At 72.2% G+C, this 16,569-nt stretch carries 13 protein-coding genes; 5 read left to right on the top strand and 8 right to left on the bottom strand.

Annotation, left to right across the window (positions count from 1 at the left end; genetic code table 11):
* Positions 1-201: 201 nt before the first annotated feature.
* The 5 genes from IEY91_RS20110 to IEY91_RS20130 all read right to left on the bottom strand — a co-directional run bounded on the left by IEY91_RS20110 (position 202) and on the right by IEY91_RS20130 (position 8,169).
* Positions 202-1,581, bottom strand: coding sequence for a type 2 periplasmic-binding domain-containing protein (locus tag IEY91_RS20110; protein ID WP_189175045.1), 1,380 nt, complete (start codon positions 1,579-1,581; stop codon positions 202-204).
* Positions 1,578-2,717 carry a GlnX family signal transduction membrane protein gene (locus tag IEY91_RS20115; RefSeq protein WP_189175046.1) on the bottom strand — a complete coding sequence of 380 codons (1,140 nt, stop codon included), beginning with the start codon at positions 2,715-2,717 and terminating at the stop codon, positions 1,578-1,580. Before IEY91_RS20115 ends, IEY91_RS20110 begins: the two co-directional genes overlap by 4 nt.
* Entirely contained in the window at positions 2,714-5,110 is a 2,397-nt protein-coding gene (locus IEY91_RS20120; RefSeq protein ID WP_229697098.1) for a serine/threonine protein kinase, read from the bottom strand. Before IEY91_RS20120 ends, IEY91_RS20115 begins: the two co-directional genes overlap by 4 nt.
* Positions 5,111-5,186: 76 nt before the next feature.
* Positions 5,187-6,071 carry a MerR family transcriptional regulator gene (locus IEY91_RS20125; protein ID WP_164323922.1) on the bottom strand — a complete coding sequence of 295 codons (885 nt, stop codon included), beginning with the start codon at positions 6,069-6,071 and terminating at the stop codon, positions 5,187-5,189.
* Positions 6,072-6,096: 25 nt separating this feature from the next.
* Entirely contained in the window at positions 6,097-8,169 is a 2,073-nt protein-coding gene (locus tag IEY91_RS20130; RefSeq protein ID WP_229697099.1) for a transglycosylase domain-containing protein, read from the bottom strand.
* A gap of 134 nt (positions 8,170-8,303) precedes the next feature.
* Here IEY91_RS20130 and IEY91_RS20135 point away from each other — a divergent pair, with 134 nt between their 5' ends.
* The 3 genes from IEY91_RS20135 to IEY91_RS20145 all read left to right on the top strand — a co-directional run bounded on the left by IEY91_RS20135 (position 8,304) and on the right by IEY91_RS20145 (position 10,958).
* Complete coding sequence (locus IEY91_RS20135) at positions 8,304-8,651, top strand: GntR family transcriptional regulator (RefSeq protein WP_189175047.1); 348 nt, start codon at positions 8,304-8,306, stop codon at positions 8,649-8,651.
* 32 nt (positions 8,652-8,683) lie between these two features.
* Positions 8,684-9,625, top strand: a complete 942-nt coding sequence (locus IEY91_RS20140) for a DUF1648 domain-containing protein (protein WP_229697100.1) — start codon at positions 8,684-8,686, stop codon at positions 9,623-9,625.
* 178 nt (positions 9,626-9,803) lie between these two features.
* Entirely contained in the window at positions 9,804-10,958 is a 1,155-nt protein-coding gene (locus IEY91_RS20145; RefSeq protein WP_189175048.1) for a GNAT family N-acetyltransferase, read from the top strand.
* A gap of 8 nt (positions 10,959-10,966) precedes the next feature.
* Here IEY91_RS20145 and IEY91_RS20150 read toward each other — a convergent pair whose 3' ends face one another.
* Complete coding sequence (locus IEY91_RS20150) at positions 10,967-12,697, bottom strand: trypsin-like serine peptidase (RefSeq protein ID WP_229697101.1); 1,731 nt, start codon at positions 12,695-12,697, stop codon at positions 10,967-10,969.
* 362 nt (positions 12,698-13,059) lie between these two features.
* On the opposite strand from IEY91_RS20150, the gene IEY91_RS20155 reads away from it, so the two are divergent.
* The gene (locus IEY91_RS20155; RefSeq protein ID WP_189175050.1) at positions 13,060-13,311 is read left to right on the top strand and encodes a chaplin; all 252 of its coding nucleotides are present in this window, start codon (positions 13,060-13,062) and stop codon (positions 13,309-13,311) included.
* A 117-nt stretch (positions 13,312-13,428) separates the two neighbouring features.
* The gene (locus IEY91_RS20160; protein WP_189175051.1) at positions 13,429-13,866 is read left to right on the top strand and encodes a hypothetical protein; all 438 of its coding nucleotides are present in this window, start codon (positions 13,429-13,431) and stop codon (positions 13,864-13,866) included.
* On the opposite strand, the gene IEY91_RS20165 is transcribed toward IEY91_RS20160, so the two are convergent.
* Positions 13,844-14,284 carry an SgcJ/EcaC family oxidoreductase gene (locus IEY91_RS20165; RefSeq protein ID WP_189175052.1) on the bottom strand — a complete coding sequence of 147 codons (441 nt, stop codon included), beginning with the start codon at positions 14,282-14,284 and terminating at the stop codon, positions 13,844-13,846. The genes IEY91_RS20160 and IEY91_RS20165 overlap by 23 nt on opposite strands.
* A 103-nt stretch (positions 14,285-14,387) precedes the next feature.
* Positions 14,388-16,535 carry an alkyl/aryl-sulfatase gene (locus IEY91_RS20170; protein ID WP_189175053.1) on the bottom strand — a complete coding sequence of 716 codons (2,148 nt, stop codon included), beginning with the start codon at positions 16,533-16,535 and terminating at the stop codon, positions 14,388-14,390.
* Between the last annotated feature and the right edge of the window lie 34 nt (positions 16,536-16,569).

The raw sequence follows: 16,569 nt of genomic DNA on the forward strand, positions 1-16,569 counted from the left end.
CCGGTCGGCTCGGCTGAGTGACGGGGTGGACAGTTCGGCAGAGGCCACGGTCGGCGGTCCGTTCGGCTGGCTGGGGGACAACTCCTTCGGAGTAGACGCTAACCGCTGCGGAATGGTTGGCAGACAGCGACCCCAAGGGCAAGGCCATGACCAGTATGCGGCTGAATGGCCGTATTCGCAGCCTGGGCACGTCAGCCCGCGTCACCCGTCCGTGGGAGGTGCGCACAGGGCCTCGGGTGGGAGGCTGTTGTGGCCCGTGGTGCCGCGCCCTTGGAGACCGGTCTCGGCGCGCACGGTGTCGAGCTGGCCGAGGAGCGTGTCGAGGCGGTCGCCCGAGGGGTCGCGGAAGTAGCGGAGCACCGCGCGGTGGAAGGCGTCGCGCAGCGCGGGCGGCATCGCGTCCGAGGCGTCGAAGCAGAGTGTCTCGGCCTTGCCGGTGAGCAGTGCGGCGGCCTTGCCCCCGCCGGGGTCGGTGGGCTGCGGATCGCCCGCGCCCGGGAAGAAGGGCCGCAGCTCGGGCTCCGCCTCCTCGTGCCAGAGCCGCCGCGCCTCGCCGCCCGACAGGCGCTCGACCAGTTCGCGCGCGGCCGGGCTGCCGCTGAACACGGCCGCCATGTCGCCCGCGACCTCGTACGCGCCGTCATGGGCGGCGGGACCGGGCAGGAACCGCGCGGAAGGATCGACCCGCACGCCCCCGCCGGACCCCTTCCCTCCACCCTCTTCACCCTTCGCATTCGCATACAAGTAGCGAATGAAGGCGCTCTGGTGTTCATGGGTGCAATCGAGTTCCGGCGAGTTGAGGAGCCCCCTCGGGGCCGGGCGGGCCGCCTTCGGGTCGGAGGTGCCTTCGTACGACGTGGTGAGCGAGAGGTCGACCGACTTCTTCGAGCGCTCGCCGAGCAGCTGCGCCCACGCCGTCCAGGCTCCGCGCACCTCGGGACTCCGCCAGCTCAGCCGCCCCGTCGCCCACCGCGCGTACGCCTCCGGACCCGACCGGTGCAGCAGCAGATCTTCGATCCAGTCCGTCCCGGGCCAGCCCGAGGTGGCCTGCGAGGCCATCCCCACACACCACCGGGGCCGGGCACGGTCACGCTCGCCGCCCTCCTTGCTCCACACCAGGCTCTTCAGGTCGACCTTCAGGGGCACCCAGTAGGTGCGGCTGCTGCCGTTCACGTCGACGCGGGGTGCCCAGGGCGGGTGGCCGGGGGTGTCCAGCGGTTCGAGCCGGTTGTCGCGGGCGTACTCGGTCAGTTCTCCCAGGCTGTTGAGGACGGCGACGTCCGGCGGGTCGCCGGCTTCGAGCTGCGCGACCAGGGTCTCGCGGAGCGAGCGGGTGCCTTTGTACGTGTACGTCACGCCAGTGGGGCCTCCCCTGCTCGAACGAAGTTGAGAGCTTGGGGAAGCGTCTTCGAGCCGCTTCAGCATCGCCTCGAACGCGGTGCCCTCCGCGCCGGTCCACGGGCCGAGGACGACCAGGGTCTCGCGGCTCCGGTCGGCGCAGCCGCCGCCGGCGAGGGCGGCGAGGAGGAGCAGGCAGCAGGCGAGGGCGGTGCGCCGCCGCCGGGGTCGCTGTCGGGTCATGGGGCGGCTCCCGGGCGGGTGAGGCGGACGTACTCGCGCCGGTAGGAGTGCAGGGTCGCGCCGGTGAGCGCGGCGCTCAGGAGGCCCGCGGGGACCACCCAGGCGGCGGCGCCGTCGAGGAAGGCGAGGCGGCCCTCGGCCAGTTCGCCGTCGACGGAGTCCTCCAGGGCGGCGATCACGTACCGGTCCGGCGTGCCGAACGGATCGGCCTCCGCGGCGCTCTCGATCCCCGGGGACGTCTCGCCGGACAGCGCGCGGGCCGTCGACTCGGCGTCGCGCTGCGCGCTCTGTACGAGTACGGCGTCGACGGCGAGGAGCGGCAGCGCGAGCAGTGGCAGGGCGGCGGCGAGCAGCGGGAGGCTGACGTACAGCCGGAAACGGTGGTGCAGGAAGAGCTGGGTGCGCCAGAGGCCGCGTACGAGCAGCAGGAAGGCGACCCCGGAGACGCCGAACGCGACGAGCACGCCCGCTCCCGGCTCCGCGCGGTCGGAAAGGCGCTCCTGGAGGGCGCGTTCGAGGGCGGTGACGCGGTCGACGACCGCGGTGGCGGTGGAGCCGGTGGCGGGGCGGCAGGCGAGGTGGCCGTCCGGCCGGTTCGCGCTTGCCGGTTCCCGCGCGGAGCACAGGATGCTGCGGGCGTACGCCAGGGCGGCCTCGCGCAGGGCGCGGTCGGCGGCGTTGGCCTGGGCCCAGGCGGTCCAGGTGCCGTAGTCGGCGAGGAGGCCCGCGACGACGTCGAGGTCCTGCCGCTCGGGCGCGGACAGGGCGCCGCTGCGGGCCACCTGGTTCAGGCGCTGGGTGGCCCGGGTGGTGCGGGTGCGGTAGCGCTCGCTGAGCCCGCTGAGTTCTACGGCGCGGCCCGCGCGGAGGCTGTCGCCCGCTTCGCGGTCGGCGATCTGGAGGGACACGCGGGCGTCGGCGAGGTCCACGAGGGCGGGGGCGGCCTGGGTGCGGAGGTACTCGGCGTCGTCCCGGAGGGTGGCGTGGGCCCAGGCGAAGGGGGCGAAGGTGAGGGCGGTGAGGAGGGGAAGCGCGAGGAGCCGGTCGCGGAGGTAGGCGTGGTTGCGGGTGCGCTTGGACTCGGTGGCCCACAGCCACTGCCACGCCCGGCGCAGCGTCGGCCTCCCTCCGCTCACCGCTCCTCCCCCCTCTGATGTCTCAACCCGAACGGGCGCGTCGCGTAAGCGCGGTCCAGGAGGAGTTCGGCGAGGTGGGTGTCGGCTGCGGTGGGGTCGCGGGTGGCTTGTTGGGCGAGGCCCAGGCAGAAGCGGGAGAGGCCTACGCGTAACTGGCGTTCGGTGAGGGGGAAGCGGAGGCGTACGTCCGCGCCGTGGGCGACCTCGCGGAGGCGGGCGGCGGACACCGCGCCCGAGGCGAGCAGGGCCCGCGCCGCCTCCCACACCTCGGCCCGCATCCGCAGCCGCGCCTGCTCGTCGGTGAGCCCGTGCGCGTAGAAGAGCCGCCCGAGCCGCCGGACCACCTCCGTGAGGTCGTCCGCGCCGCGCGCGTGGTCCACGCACACCCGCACCGCGGCGACCCGCGCGGCGGTGCGGTGCCGGGAGTGCTGGGCCACCGCGTCAAGGGCCTCGACGGCGTACCCGAGGGCCCGCGGCCCGCCGAGGGTGAGCCGGGCCCGCGCCGCCCCGAACGCCGCGCCGCCGAGCGAGGGGTTGCGCACCCGCACCGCCTCGTAGAACGTGAGCGCCTCCCGCCACCGCCCGAGCCGCTCGGCGCAGTGGCCGAGGGCCAGCTTGGGCGCGTACTCGCCGGGGATGGCGGCGTACACCCGGTCGAAGTGGACGCGGGCGCGCCGCACATCGGCGGCGGCGAGCGCGAGCAGGCCGCGGTGCCAGGCGAGCCGCCAGTCGTACGGGGCGGCCCCGGGCCCGATGGCCTCCTCGGCGCGGACCAGCGCGACGGCGGCGGCGTCGAGGCGCGGCGGCACCTGCGCGCCGGGCCGCAGCGCGGTGCGCAGCGTCAGGCGGCAGCGCAGCAGATGCACCTCGGGCGAGGCGCGCCACTCCGCGGTGTGCTGGAGCAGCGCGGCCGGGTCGTCGTCCCCGAGCCGGCTCAGCTCGATGTGGTGGGCGTCGTCGGGATCGGGCCGGGGGACGGGCAACTGCTGGGCTGCGTCGGCGGGTTCGGGAGCGGTGTACGGGACCGCGCCGTCCCGGCCCGCCGCACCATCCGCCGTGTGTGCCGTGTGTGCGGTGTGTTCTGGGGCCCCCAACGCCCACCGCGACAACGGCGGCGGCGTCCCGAGCCCCCCGTCCAACGCGTACGCGGACTGGAGGAACAGCGGGGACGGCTCGAAGGTCTCCGTGCGCAGGCGGAGGGAGCGCAACTCACGGAAGACGCCGCGTAGTTGTTCGTCCATTTCGCGGGCCGTGGCGAAGCGGTCGGAGCGGTCGGGGCGGGTGGCCCGGCGGAGGGTGCGGGCGAGGGAGAAGAGGCCGAGGCCGAGTGCTTCGGGGGGCTGCGGGACCGTCATGCGGCGGGTCGCGCGGGACAGGGGGGACTCGGCGCTGGGCGCGTCCAGGCAGGTCAGCAGGGAGAGGTCGGCGAACTGGTCGAGGTCGTCGAGGCCGCACAGGTGGCGCAGCGTCTCGCCGAGGCTGAACAGGTCGTCGGCGCCGGTGGACTCGCCGCGCGGACCGACCGTCGGCGCGCGGTAGTCCGCGGAGGTGAGGCCGGGCGCGCCCGCCCGCCGCACGCTGCCCACGTCGATGAACTTCGTCGTGGACCCGTCGTGCATGACGTTGGACGGCTTCAAGTCGCCGTACACCTTGCCGCGTTCGGGCGCGTGCAGATAGCCGAGCCCGGCCAGGAACCGCACCCCGTACGCGAGCACGAACTCGTAGAAGCGGGAGTCGCCGAACTCCTCCGGGTGCAGTTCGGCGCGGGCGCGCACCTCTTCGAGGGTGGGCCCGTCGACGTACTGCAGGACGAGGAAGTCACCGACGTCCGGATGGTGCCCGTAGTTGAAGACCCGGATGATGTCGTCGTGGTTGAGCTCGACGAGCTCCTGGCGCTCGCGCGCGAGGGGGTGTTCGGGGGAGAGGGAGTGTTCGGGGGAGCCGGGCGCGGGGTGCGGGGCGCCGTCCTCACGGCCGCCGTTCGCCGCGTGCTGCGGCGCGTTCTCCGGGCGCAGGATCTTGATCGCGACCTCCCGGCCCCCGACCTTCGTGTCGAGCGCGAGATACACCTCGCCCATCCCGCCGTACCCGAGCGGCCGCACCACCCGGTACTGCCGGGCGAGCAGCCGGTCCGGCGGCAGCGGCAGGCCGGCGAGCGCGTCCGGGTCGTCGCCGCGCGACACCGCCCGGTCCAGGAGCGTGATCTCGGGCAGGACGGTCGGGTCGGGGCTCTCCGGCGGCAGCTCGACGCGGGCGGCGCGCTGGGGCGGTCCCGCGACGAAGAGCGGCGGCAGGGAGGACTCGGAGGCGGCCCCCTCCGCGCGCGGGTCGGCCTCCCAACTCGGGTCCTGCCCAGCCGAGTTGGAGCTTCTTCCGCCCCCGTCCCCCTCCATGTCTCCTCAGAATAGGTGGGGGAGGGGGCGTTGACGCCTGGGCGGCGCGAAGAGAACCCAGGGATTTGATGAAGCGTCAGCCCACCGGGTATGCCACGTCGCAGACCTGGTCCCCGGGCCCCGCCGCGTCCCACTCCGCGAAGTACACCTCGCGGCAGGGCCCCGTGGAGGTGAGCCCCTCGCGCTCCAGCCACGCCTCCACGGCGTCGTACGCGCCGATGATCTGCGGGTAGACGACCTGCGCCTTGGTGATGCGGGTGTACGCGAGCCGGTGGGCCGGTTCCACCCGTGCCCGCACGTCCCACTTGCGCCCCTGCTCCGCGGCCCAGGCGCGCGCGGCCGCCGGGTCCGCGACGGGCACGCACACCTCGGCGGGCCCGTCGCTGTCCTCGGTGACCTCGGCGTGGTAGATCACGAACGGCGCGGCCGCGACCCCGCCGCAGGACTCCATGGCGGCCCGCTCCAGGCGGGCGAGCGAGGCGTCGATCCAGGCGGGCAGCTCGTCGGTGAACACGTGCCTGCGCTCGACGAGGACGAACGCCTCGGGGACGTCGGTGGTGCGGATCTCGAACGTGCCGTACAAAGTGGGGCTCCTTCCGGACATGCGGCCCCGGAGGTAGTCCACGAGGGTGCGCTGGGCGGCGAACCGCTCCTCGACCCGGGCCCAGTGCTCCCCGACGGCGCGCGCCGCGCCCTCGCCGTCGAGCCCGACGACCGCCGCGATGTCCGCGAGCGGCATGTCGAGCCGGCGAAGCAGCACGACGGTGCGGGCCCGCTCGACCTGTTCGGGCCGGTAGTAGCGGTAGCCGGTCGCGTCGTCCACGTACGCCGGGGGCAGCAGGCCCTGCCGGTCGTACAGGCGCAGCGCCTTCGCGGAGAGCCTGGTGCGGGCGGCGAAGGCGCCGATGCTGAGGAGTTCTGGGTCCTTGCGAGGTTCTGGGTCTCTGCCGGGTGCGTCCACGGGGTCATCCTCCGGGACCGGAGTGTCACCGGTCACCGAGGGCGGCTGCCTTCGGTGAGCCGACCTTGGACTTTCCCCCAGGGGCAAGGTCAACGCCGCTCAGCGCGTCCCGCCAGATCCGCTCGGTGAGCGCGTTGCCGTGCCGGGACTTGCTCCCGCCGACGCCGGACAGCGGCTGAAGCAGCGGGTCGCGCGGGCGCATGCGGAAGAGGGTGACGGAGGTCGACACCTCGGGCGTGTACCCGATGAACCACGAGGCCCGGAACCGGTCCTGGTCGGACGTGCGCCCGGCCGCGACGGGCCGCCCGGTCTTCGACACGACCCGGCCCACGGTGTCCACGGCGACGTCCCGCAGCGCGGCGTCGACCTGGTGGGCGACGCGCGCGTCCAGGGCCCGCCGGGTGCGGGCCGGCTCCAGGCCCTCGACGGGCTCGCCGTCCTTGGTCACGGACGTCACCGAGTACGGGTCGTGCTGGAGGCCGTCGCGCGCGAAGGTGCCGTACGCGCTCGCGAGCCGGACGGCGCTCGGCGTGGACGTGCCGAGGGGAAACGACTTGTCGGTGCGCGCCATGCTCTGCTCCAGCATCCCCGCGCCCACGGCGACGTCCCGCACCCGCCGCTGCCCGACCTCGGCGCCGAGCTTCTGGTACGTGGCGTTGCCGCCCTCGACCAGCGCCTCGACGGGCGTCATCCCGCCAGGTCCCTTCTCGTCGGGGCGCATGCCGTCCTGGAGGGCGGAGGCAAGCACGAACGGCTTGAACGTGGAGCCCGCCGGGACGCCGGTGGTGTCGGCGTTGTTGCTGAAGTGGCGGGTGGCGTCGGCGCCGCCGTAGAGGGCGAGCACGGCGCCGTCCCGGGTGCGCACGGAGGCCGCGCCGACCTGCACGCCCTTGTCCTGCGCGCGCCTCTTGGGGTCGAGATCGCGCGACAGTACGCCCTTGACGGACCGGGCGAGCTGGAGGACCCGGCGCTTGTCGAAGGTGGTGTGGATCTCGTAGCCGCCGAGGGCGAGGTCCTTGTCGGTGAGGCCGGTGCGCTGGCGCACGTACTTGGTGGCGACGTCGACGAGGTAGCCGGTCTGGCCGTAGTGCCCGCTCAGGCTGGTCGACCGGGACTCCTTGAGCGGCTCGGGGAACTCCTTGTACCGCGCCCGCTCCTTCGCGCTCATCCGTCCGACGGCGACCTGCCGGTCCAGGATCCAGGCCCAGCGCGCCTTCGCGCGGCGGTGGTTGGCGGCGCTGGTGGAGGGGTCGTACATCTCCGCGCCCTTCAGCAGGGCGGCAAGGAGCGCCCCCTGGCTCGCGTTCAGCTCCCGCGCCGGAATCCCGTAGTAGGCGTGGGCGGCGGCCTCCACCCCGTAGGCCCCCCGCCCGAACCAGCTGCTGTTCAGATACCCCTGGAGGATCTCGTCCTTGGTCTTGCGCTGGTCCACCTTCAGCGAGATCACGAACTCCTTGACCTTGCGCGTGACGGTCTGGTCCTGCGACAGGTAGGTGTTCTTCACGTACTGCTGCGTGATGGTGGAACCCCCTTGTGTCTCCTGCCCCTTCACCATGTTCACCAGGGCACGGCCGAGGCCCTGGGGCGAGACTCCGGAGTCGCTGTAGAAGGTCGCGTTCTCCGCCGCGATGACGGCGTTCCGCACGGACTTCGGTACGTCCTTCAGCTCGACGATCTGCCGGTTCACGTCCCCGATGCTGACCATCTGCGTGCCGTCGGACCAGTAGTAGACGTTGGCCTCACGGCTGGCGGCGTCGTTCTCGTCGGGGATGTCCACGGTGACGTACACGTACGTGAAGAGCCCCGCGAGCCCCCCGCCCCCCAGCAGGCACGCGCTGAGCCACTGCCGCCACGAAGGCAGCCACCTGCGCACGCCCTTGCGCCCGCTGCGGGGGTAGTCGACGAACCTCCGCCCGCCCGGCCGCCCCCGGCGCGCCGAGCCGACGATCCTCCGCACACCCCGCCGCCCACGCCGCGCGGAACCGACGAGCTTCCGCGCACCCCGCCGCCCACGGCGCGGGACGTCACCCAGCCGCCGCAGGCGCCGCCGCCGGTCCGTGGTCTTCTGCGCGCCGTCGCGCTGCGCATGTGTCCCCATGATCGGGGAGACGAGGGGCGGGGGACGGGGGTTGGGCGGGTAGCTGTCAGCGGCACGTAACAGTCGCGGGGTGCGAATCGGAGGTACGAATCGAAGGGACGAATCGAGCCTGTGGTGCTAACGTCACTAGCACCATGCTGCTGACACTGGACATCGCCGACAGCCGCCCCCTGCACGAGCAGGTGGCGGCCGCGATCCGCCGGGCCATCGCCGAGGGCGAGTGCGCCGCGGGCGACCGCCTGCCTCCCGCGCGCGAGTTGTCCCAGGCGCTCGGGGTGAACGCCAACACCGTGCTGCGAGGGCTGCGTTCGCTGCGGGACGAGGGGCTGCTCGAATTCCGGCGCGGGCGGGGCGTGACGGTCGCGCAGGGCGCGGCGCGGCGATCCATCCTGGTGGACCGGGTGCGGGAGCTTGTCGCGGAGGCGGCGCGCCTCGGCTACGCGAAGTCGGACCTCATGGAAATGATCAGGGTGGTGCCGTGACAGGCAATGTGGCGGGGAAGAGGGGGGCGGGCGTGGCGCGTTGGGCCGCGTACGGCTGGGTGGCCGGGGTCCTGGCGCTGCTGCTCGCGCTGCCGCTGCTGACGGCGGGGCGTCTTCCGGACCGGGTCGCGACGCACTGGACCGGCACGTCGGGGCGCCCCGACGGCTCGATGCCGCTGTGGGCTGCGGCCGTGTTCCCGGCGCTGATCTGGGCCGTCGCCTCCGCCGTCGTCGCGGTCGCGCACGGGCGGGCGGGCTCCGCCACGGCGTGGGGCGGCACGGTCCTGCTGTCGATGGGCGTCACGCTGGTGGGCGCGCAGGCGGCGATCGTGCGGGCCAACCTCGACCACGACCGCTGGCAGGACGCCGAGTCGGTGACGCCCTGGGTCGTGGGCACGCTGGCCGCGGGGGCGGCGGTGGGCGTGGCCGCGGCGCTGGTGACGCGCCGCCGCGTCCCGCCCGGCGCGCGGCCCTCCGGTACCCCGCCCATGGAACTCCCGCCGGACCAGCGCGTCGTATGGCTGGCGAGCGCGTCGAACCCCTGGCTGTACACCCTCGCCGCGGTCACCGGAGCGACCGCGCTGATCGCCCTGGTCCTGACGGTGGGCGGGGTCGTGGAGGCTCCGCTCTGGCCCCTGATCGTCCCGTTCGCCCTCGTCTCCGTCCTGACCTTCGGCTGCGCGTCCGTGCAAGTCCTCGTGACGGACCAGGGCCTGCGCGTGTCCTTCGGCCCGCTCGGCTGGCCCGCCCGCCGCTGGCGCCCCGCCGACTTGGAGTCCGCCCACGCCGAACACCGCACCCCCGCCCAGGTCGGCGGCTGGGGCTACCGCCTCAGCGGCCTCGGCACCACGGTCATGCTGCGCGCGGGCGAATGCCTGGTGATCCGGGCCAGGGGGAAGGACTTCGCGGTGTCGGTGGACGACGCGGAGCGGGGGGCGGCGTTGCTGAACGCGGTGGCGGTGCGCGGGCGTTGAGCGCGGTGGCCGTACGTCGGTGTTGAACGCGGCGGCTGTACGTCGATGTTGAACGCGGCGGCCGTACGTAGGCCTGGAGCCGCCCCCGGCCCTTGACAGCGTGCGCGGGCTTTCGTCACGTTTGAGCCTGGCCGGGTGGCGTCTCAGCCGCCCGTGCCGACAGGGGGGTTGGCCAGAGGTGGACATAACGAACCACAGGGCCGAGGAGCTGAGCGCGCCGCTCGTTCGGGCCTGGCACCGCACCATGGAAGAGTCACCGGACTACGCGAATCCTTTTCTGGCACCGGAGTTCGCCGCCGGTGTCGGCACCTGCCGGGGCGGGGCCCGCGTGGCCGTCCTGCACGAACAGGGGAAGCCCGTCGGCTTCCTCCCCTACGAACGCGACGTCTTCGGCGTCGGCCGGGCCATCGGCCTCGGCCTCTCCGACTGCCAGGCACTCGTGCACCGCCCCGGAGTCACCTGGGACACCCACGCGCTGCTGCGCGCCTGCGGCCTGTCCGTCTTCGAGTTCGACCACCTGGTGGAGGAGCAGAAGCCCTTCGCCGGATACGTCACGGGAACGTTCGCGTCACCGGTCATAGACCTCAAGGACGGCACCGGCACCACCACCGGCGGAGGCGACGGCTACGCGGAATGGCTGCGCGGGGCATACCCCGGCCTCGCCAAGACGACCCTCAAGAAGGAGCGCCGCCTCGCCCGCGACCTCGGCGAGCTGCGCTTCGTCTTCGACGAGCGCGACCCCGAGGTGCTGCGCCGGCTCATGCGCTGGAAGTCCGCCCAGTACCGCAGGACGGCCCGCATGGACCGCTTCGCACGCCCCTGGATAGTGAATCTGACGGAGCATCTGTTCCAGGTCCGCGAGGAGCACTTCACCGGCGTCATGTCCGTGGTGTACGCCGGTGACCGCCCCGTCGCCGCACACTTCGGGCCACGCTCCCGCACCGTCTTCGCGGCCTGGTTCACCGCGTACGACCCCGAGCTGCACTACTACTCGCCCGGCCTGCTCATGCACCTGAGGATGACCGAGGCGGCAGGCCGCGAAGGCCTGCGCGTCCTGGACCTGGGGCGTGGCGAGAAGGAGTACAAGGACTGGCTGAAGACCCGCGAGCTGCGCGTGGGCGAGGGGTTCGCGACCCGCCCGCACCCGGTGGCTACGGCACACCGCCTGTGGCGCAGACCGGTGCGCGGCCTGCGGAACACGGTCCTCGCCCATCCGCGGCTGCGGGAACCGGCGGACCGGCTGTTGAAGACGGTGGGGGCGTTGCGTACGGGGCGTGCGGGGCGTACTGGTCGTACGGATCGTACGAAGTCGGGGGATCCGGGCGGGCGTTAGCGCCGGCGCTAACGCGCCTTGGGCGGAACCAGACCCCGCTCGGCCCCGAGCTTCGCCCCCGTGTCCGCGTACAGAGCGACCGAACCGTCGGCGCGCCGCACGAGCAGATCATCCGGGCGGCCGTTGGCGGTGTGGCTGCCGACGCTCGCCGCCCGCACGTTCTTCCAGCGGGCTTCGGGCGCGCGCAGCCGCGTCTTCTTGCCGGTGCCGCGGGTGCTGACGTCCTGGTGGAGGGTGAGTTCGCCGTCGTCGCGGCGGACGACGAGGTCCCAGTTGGCGCCGCCGGTGAAGGCGCCGCCGCCGAGCAGCGTGGCCCGCTTCCAGGTGGCGTTGGGCTTGTGCAGCCGGGACTCCTTCTTCAGCTTCTGGCTGCCCAGGTCCCGGTGGAGGGTGACCTCCCCGTCGCTCCACCGCACCACCAGATCGTCGGCGCGCTTGTTGCCGCTGAAGCGCCCGGACGTGATCTGACTGGCGTGCTTCCAGACGGAGTTGGCGCGCGCGAGCTTGATCTCCCGGCCGAACCCTGCGGCGCTCACGTCCGGGTAGAGGGTGACCTCCCCGTCGGACCACCGCACCACCAGGTCGGACAGCTTGGTGCTCCCGGTGAAGTCGCCGCCGGTGACGGCCGTGGCGTGCTTCCACGTCCCGCCGGCGGCCCTGAGCCGTCGCTCCCCGCGGAACCCGCCCTTGCCGTCGCCGGTGTAGAGCGTGACCTCGCCGTCCTTCCACACCACGATCAGGTCGGCCTTGCCGTCACCGGTGTAGTCGCCGGAGGCCATGTGCCTGGCGTGCTGCCAGGTCTCGCCCGCGCCCGGGGAGTACGGCAGCGGGGGCCGCGTCACCGTCGCGACGCCGTCGACCGCGTCCTGGTGGAGCTTGAACACCTCGTCGTCGTAGTACGGCGCGTACGAGACGTCGGCGCTGGCCCCGCCACCGCCCCACCCGCCGACGTTCCCGACCACATCGCCGGTCCCCGTCCGCTCGTCGAAGTTCATCAGCCACGGACTGCCGGACGTGCCGCCGTAGAACCCGCCGCACGCCATGCGCAGTTGCTTGTAGCCGGTGAGGCGTGTCGTCTTCGCCTTGCACTTGATCGCGCGGTCCTTGGGGTCGTACGTCGCCTTCGGATAGCCGACGACGGTGACCGGGACCTTGTAACTGGGCGTCCGCGCAAGCCTGTTGGCGCCGGTGACCTGCTCGATCTGGCGCCCGCGCTGGTCGGCCTTGAGGCTCGCGAAGGCGAAGTCCAGGTCGGACCCCGGGCCCTGCGCGGTGTGCCGGGGGTCCTTGAAGACCCGGTCGACGGCCCAGATGCCGTACGGCTGCTTCGCGGCGGACTTGTCGGAGCGGTACTGCGGCACGAAGGCGTACTTGTTGCCGTTGCCGCAGTGCGCGGCCGTGAGGATCAGATTGCCCTTGGGGCTGTGCACGACACTGGCCGTGCAGCTGTGGGCGGCGAGGTCCCTGCCCACGAAGTAGAGGACGCCGATGGTCTTGGCGCCTTTGTAGTACGTGGCGGTGGGGGCGGAGGTGGCCGTGGCGGTGGCGACGGCGGCATACGTCGCTGGGGCCGGGGGGTTCGCCGGGGCCGAGGCCCTGCGCATGCCTCCCGTACCGCTCACTGGCCGGTCCGCCTTGGCAGGCTGGTCCGCCTTGGCATGCTGCTCCGCCTTGGCGGGCGGCGGAGGCGTCGCCGACTCCATGCGTGCGGCGGTCCAGAACGCCTCGGCGTCCGCCACACCCCAATTCCCGTTCCCCCGAACAGGAATGGACTCCTGACGAACCACGGTGGACGCGGAAGCGGGGGCAGCGGCCGTCGAGCCAACGACCATCACAGCGCCCACCCCCATGGCAACGCCCCGACCCCAACCAGAAATCCCCACGACTGCCCTTCTGATTCCCCTGAGCCCCTCTGACCCCTTCAAGCACCTTATGTCACGCAAACGCACAGTCGTTCGCACGTACGGTCCTGAGGGCCGTTCCCCTGATCGGGCGGCTCCCTTCCCCCGCGCGGACCACCCAGGTGTCCCTCGGTCGGCACCGCCTTGAGGCTCGACCGGGCAAGACCCACATCAGCTTCCCCTCACCAGGAGGTAAGCCCATGCGCAAGCGCGCGTTCTTCGCCGCAGCCGCCCTCGCCGCGACCGCCGTCCTAGGCGCCGCGGGCACCGCAGCAGCCAACCCGGAGCCGAACGGCGCCCACGCCGAAGGCCACGCCTCGAACTCCCCCGGCGTCCTGAGCGGAAACACGATCCAGATCCCCGTCGACCTCGGCCTGAACCTCTGCGGCAACACGGTCGACCTGCTCGGCCTGCTGAACCCGGCCTCCGACAACAAGTGCAAGTCCCACTGACGTGACCTGATCCGATCCGCCCCCGCCTCCGAGCTGACCAGGCCGGGTCGAAGGCAGGGGCCCCGGACCGCAAGGCTGGTCCGGGGCCCCCGTGCCTCATGCCGTAACCTCTCCTGAATGTCCGTCATAGCCAAATTGTCCGAACGCCATGTCGTGAAGCTGGCGTGGCTGGCAGTCCTCGGCGGAGCGGCCTCGGCCGTACTGGGGGATCGCCTGTGGCGCTGGGCGGCCGGTCTCGGCCCCGGCGTGGGCTTCGCGTTCGGAGCGTTCTGCGGCACCGGCATCCTGTGCGGCTGGGCCTTGGCGGCAGCCGCGCTGAGGCGACGGCAGTGGGTACGCTGCGCAGCCGCGACAGCGGTGGGCACCATCGCGTTCCTGGCCCTTGCGGGGCTGTTCCCGGGCCGCAACGGCCGCCTGGTCGGCTCCCTCGTCATGCCGAGGGGCCAGCGCATGTGGGTGGAGGAGAACCCCACGGTGTGGTGGGCCATCGCCGCCGGCCTGGCCCTGGGCGCACTGGCCCTCTGGCGGACGATCAGCCGGCGTCCGGCGCGGTGACAGCCGAGTTCTGCCCGACCACGATCTTCCAGCCGCCCCCGTCGCCCTGCCGCGCGATCACGTAGGTCGTCAGGCCGTGAGGCCCCTCGACGGGGTCGCCGGAGCTGTCCGTGGGTGTCTGGTGGACGTTCACCCCGATCACCTCCGGCGTTATCTCAAGCAGCTTGACGACGTCGTACCGAGCGTACGAATCCCGCAGGAAACCCTTCATCGCGGGACCGCTGAACTCGGCGATGGCCTCGCGGCCGTCCAGGCGCGTGCCCACGGCGTTGGTCCAGGAGGCCGCCTGGCCGAACTGGTCGCTCAGGGCGAGGGGGTCGTGGGCGTTGAAGGCCTTCTCCAGGTCCTTCACCACGCCCGTGACCGCCGCCCGGGTCTCCGCCGAGATGTCCCCGACCACCAGGATGTCGTTCGTCATGACCGCGCCCTTCTTTCCGCTCCGGGGCGACGTGTCCGCCGCCATCAACTACCCAACATCCTCAACCAAACTTGAGGTCAAGGCCGGGTGGTTGGCTTTGGGGCTATGGCGTGACGATCGGGAACTTCGGGTCGGGAAGGGTCAGCGTCCCGAAGACGGCGTCCGTCGCCTCCTGGGCGTGCGCGCCCTCCAAGGTGATCTTCTTGTCGCGTACCGCCTGGTTGAAGTTCTTCTTGTACCCGGGGGTCTCGGCCAGACCGTCGAGGGCCCGGCGGCTCAGCCTGATGGTGGCCTGCGGTGTGGTGACGAAGCGGTCGCCGCCCGGCACGAAGACGAGGACGCCGTTGCGGAGCGTCGTGGTGCACTTCTCGCCGGTCTCGGCGCCGGTGGCGGCGTCGGTGAAGACCCAGTCGAGCGCGATCGGGGCGGTGTGCTGCTCGGCGGCCTTCGGCCCGTCCACGCTGCGGGCGAGCGCGGAGAAGTACTGCTCCAGGGTCGTGCTGCGGATCAGGTCGGCGGAGGACTGGCTGGTGATCAGCGGCTGCGGGCCGTTCACCACCTCCTGGGCGCCGGTGAGGTAGGCGTTGCGCCAGGTGCCGTTCTCGCTGCCGTAGCCGAGCTGGGTGAGGACCTTGGCCTGGAGCTGCTTGGCCCGGGTGACCTGCGGTTCGGGGAGCGGGCTTCCGCCTTCGGCGGCGGCCGCGAAGATGACGCGGTCGAGCAGTTCGGCGGCCCAGCGGAAGCCGTCCGAGGTGTCGGTGTCGTACGCCCGCTGCGCCCTGTCGACGACCGCCTCGGCGCCGCCCATCGCCTCCACGTAGCCCGCGCCGGCCTTCGTGGGCGGCAACTGCCACAGATGGGCCGGGTTGCCGTCGTACCAGCCCATGTACCGCTGGTAGACCGCCTTGAGGTTGTGGCTCATCGAGCCGTAGTAACCCTGGTCGTACCACTGGTCGTTCAGCCCGGCGGGGAGGGTCCGGAGCTGCTCGGCGATCTCGCTGCCGGTGAACCCGGCGTTGATCATCCGCAGGGCCTGGTCGTTGAGGTAGCCGTACATGTCGCGCTGCTTGCCGAGGAACTCAAGAATGCGCTGATTACTGGGCTCGCCTTGCCTCTCTCCGCTCTCCTCGCTCCACTTCGGCCAGTGGTGGGAGGCGAAGAGGACGTCGGTGTCCTTGCCGAAGGTCTGGATCGCCTCGGTGAGGTACTTGGACCAGGAGTGCGCGTCCCGCACCTGCGCGCCGCGCAGGCTGAGGATGTTGTGCATGGTGTGGGTGGCGTTCTCGGCGATGCAGAGCGTTCTGGCGTCGGGGAAGTAGATGTTCATCTCGGCCGGGGCCTCGGTGCCGGGCGTGAGCTGGAAGACCAACTGGACGCCGCCCAGCTTGAGTTGATACAGCTCCGGCCGCCAAGGGATGACGTACGAACTCTGCCAGTCCGCCTCCCCGACCGGCTGGTGCTCCGGGCCACCGATGTAGATGCTCGGCGGGATGAGGGTCACTTCGCCCGTGGAGACGGTCATCCCGAGCCCCGAACCGACCTGCCCCTGCGGCCCCTTGTCGAGCTGCGCCGCGTACATGTACTGGGCGCGGCGGGCCATGGCCGGCCCCGCGTAGACGTTCTCGCTGATGGCGTGCTCGAGGAACCCGTCCGGCGCGACGACGGGGACGCCTGGCGTCTCCGGGTCACCCAACTCATGGAAGATGCCACGGGCGCCGCCGAAGTGGTCGACGTGACAGTGGGTGTAGACGAGCCCAGTGACGGGCCGCATCTCCTTGGTGAGCTCGGTCTTGTCCCGGAACAGCTTCAGCGCGGCCTGCGCGGTCTCGTAACAGGCAAGCGGATCGATGATGACCAGGCCCTGGTCGTACTCGACGATCGTCATGTTGGACAGGTCGTAGCCGCGGACCTGGTAGACGCGGTACTCGCGGCAGGACGTGACCTGGAACAGCCCGGCGATGGCGGTGAGTTCGCCCTGCCGGTGAAGACTCCCGTTGACGGACGGCATCTCCGCACGCGTCTCCGGGGCGAGGAACTCGTACGCGGTGAAGTCCCAGACCACCTTCTCCGGGTCGTGACGGGACACGACGACGGGCACGTCGGGCGGCGCGATCAGGAACCGACTGGCATCGGCGAAGTCCTTGCCCCCCTTCTCGTCCGCGATGCCGGTCGCCTCGGCAACCTTCCGATTCGCCTCGGCGACGGCGGCCGAGGGCTCGATGGGCTCGACGTACTCAGACTTTTCGGGCATGACGAAACTCGCCTCCACATAGGTGTGCGGAAAC

Source organism: Streptomyces lasiicapitis, from assembly GCF_014646335.1.
Classification (GTDB): domain Bacteria; phylum Actinomycetota; class Actinomycetes; order Streptomycetales; family Streptomycetaceae; genus Streptomyces; species Streptomyces lasiicapitis.

Bases quoted from the DNA above. Each gene is read 5' to 3' on its own strand.
- IEY91_RS20130 (WP_229697099.1), bottom strand. From the start codon at position 8,169: ATGGGGACACATGCGCAGCGCGACGGCGCGCAGAAGACCACGGACCGG.
- IEY91_RS20120 (WP_229697098.1), bottom strand. From the start codon at position 5,110: ATGGAGGGGGACGGGGGCGGAAGAAGCTCCAACTCGGCTGGGCAGGAC.
- IEY91_RS20110 (WP_189175045.1), bottom strand. From the start codon at position 1,581: ATGACCCGACAGCGACCCCGGCGGCGGCGCACCGCCCTCGCCTGCTGC.
- IEY91_RS20155 (WP_189175050.1), top strand. From the start codon at position 13,060: ATGCGCAAGCGCGCGTTCTTCGCCGCAGCCGCCCTCGCCGCGACCGCC.
- IEY91_RS20165 (WP_189175052.1), bottom strand. From the start codon at position 14,284: ATGACGAACGACATCCTGGTGGTCGGGGACATCTCGGCGGAGACCCGG.
- IEY91_RS20170 (WP_189175053.1), bottom strand. From the start codon at position 16,535: ATGCCCGAAAAGTCTGAGTACGTCGAGCCCATCGAGCCCTCGGCCGCC.
- IEY91_RS20160 (WP_189175051.1), top strand. From the start codon at position 13,429: ATGTCCGTCATAGCCAAATTGTCCGAACGCCATGTCGTGAAGCTGGCG.
- IEY91_RS20135 (WP_189175047.1), top strand. From the start codon at position 8,304: ATGCTGCTGACACTGGACATCGCCGACAGCCGCCCCCTGCACGAGCAG.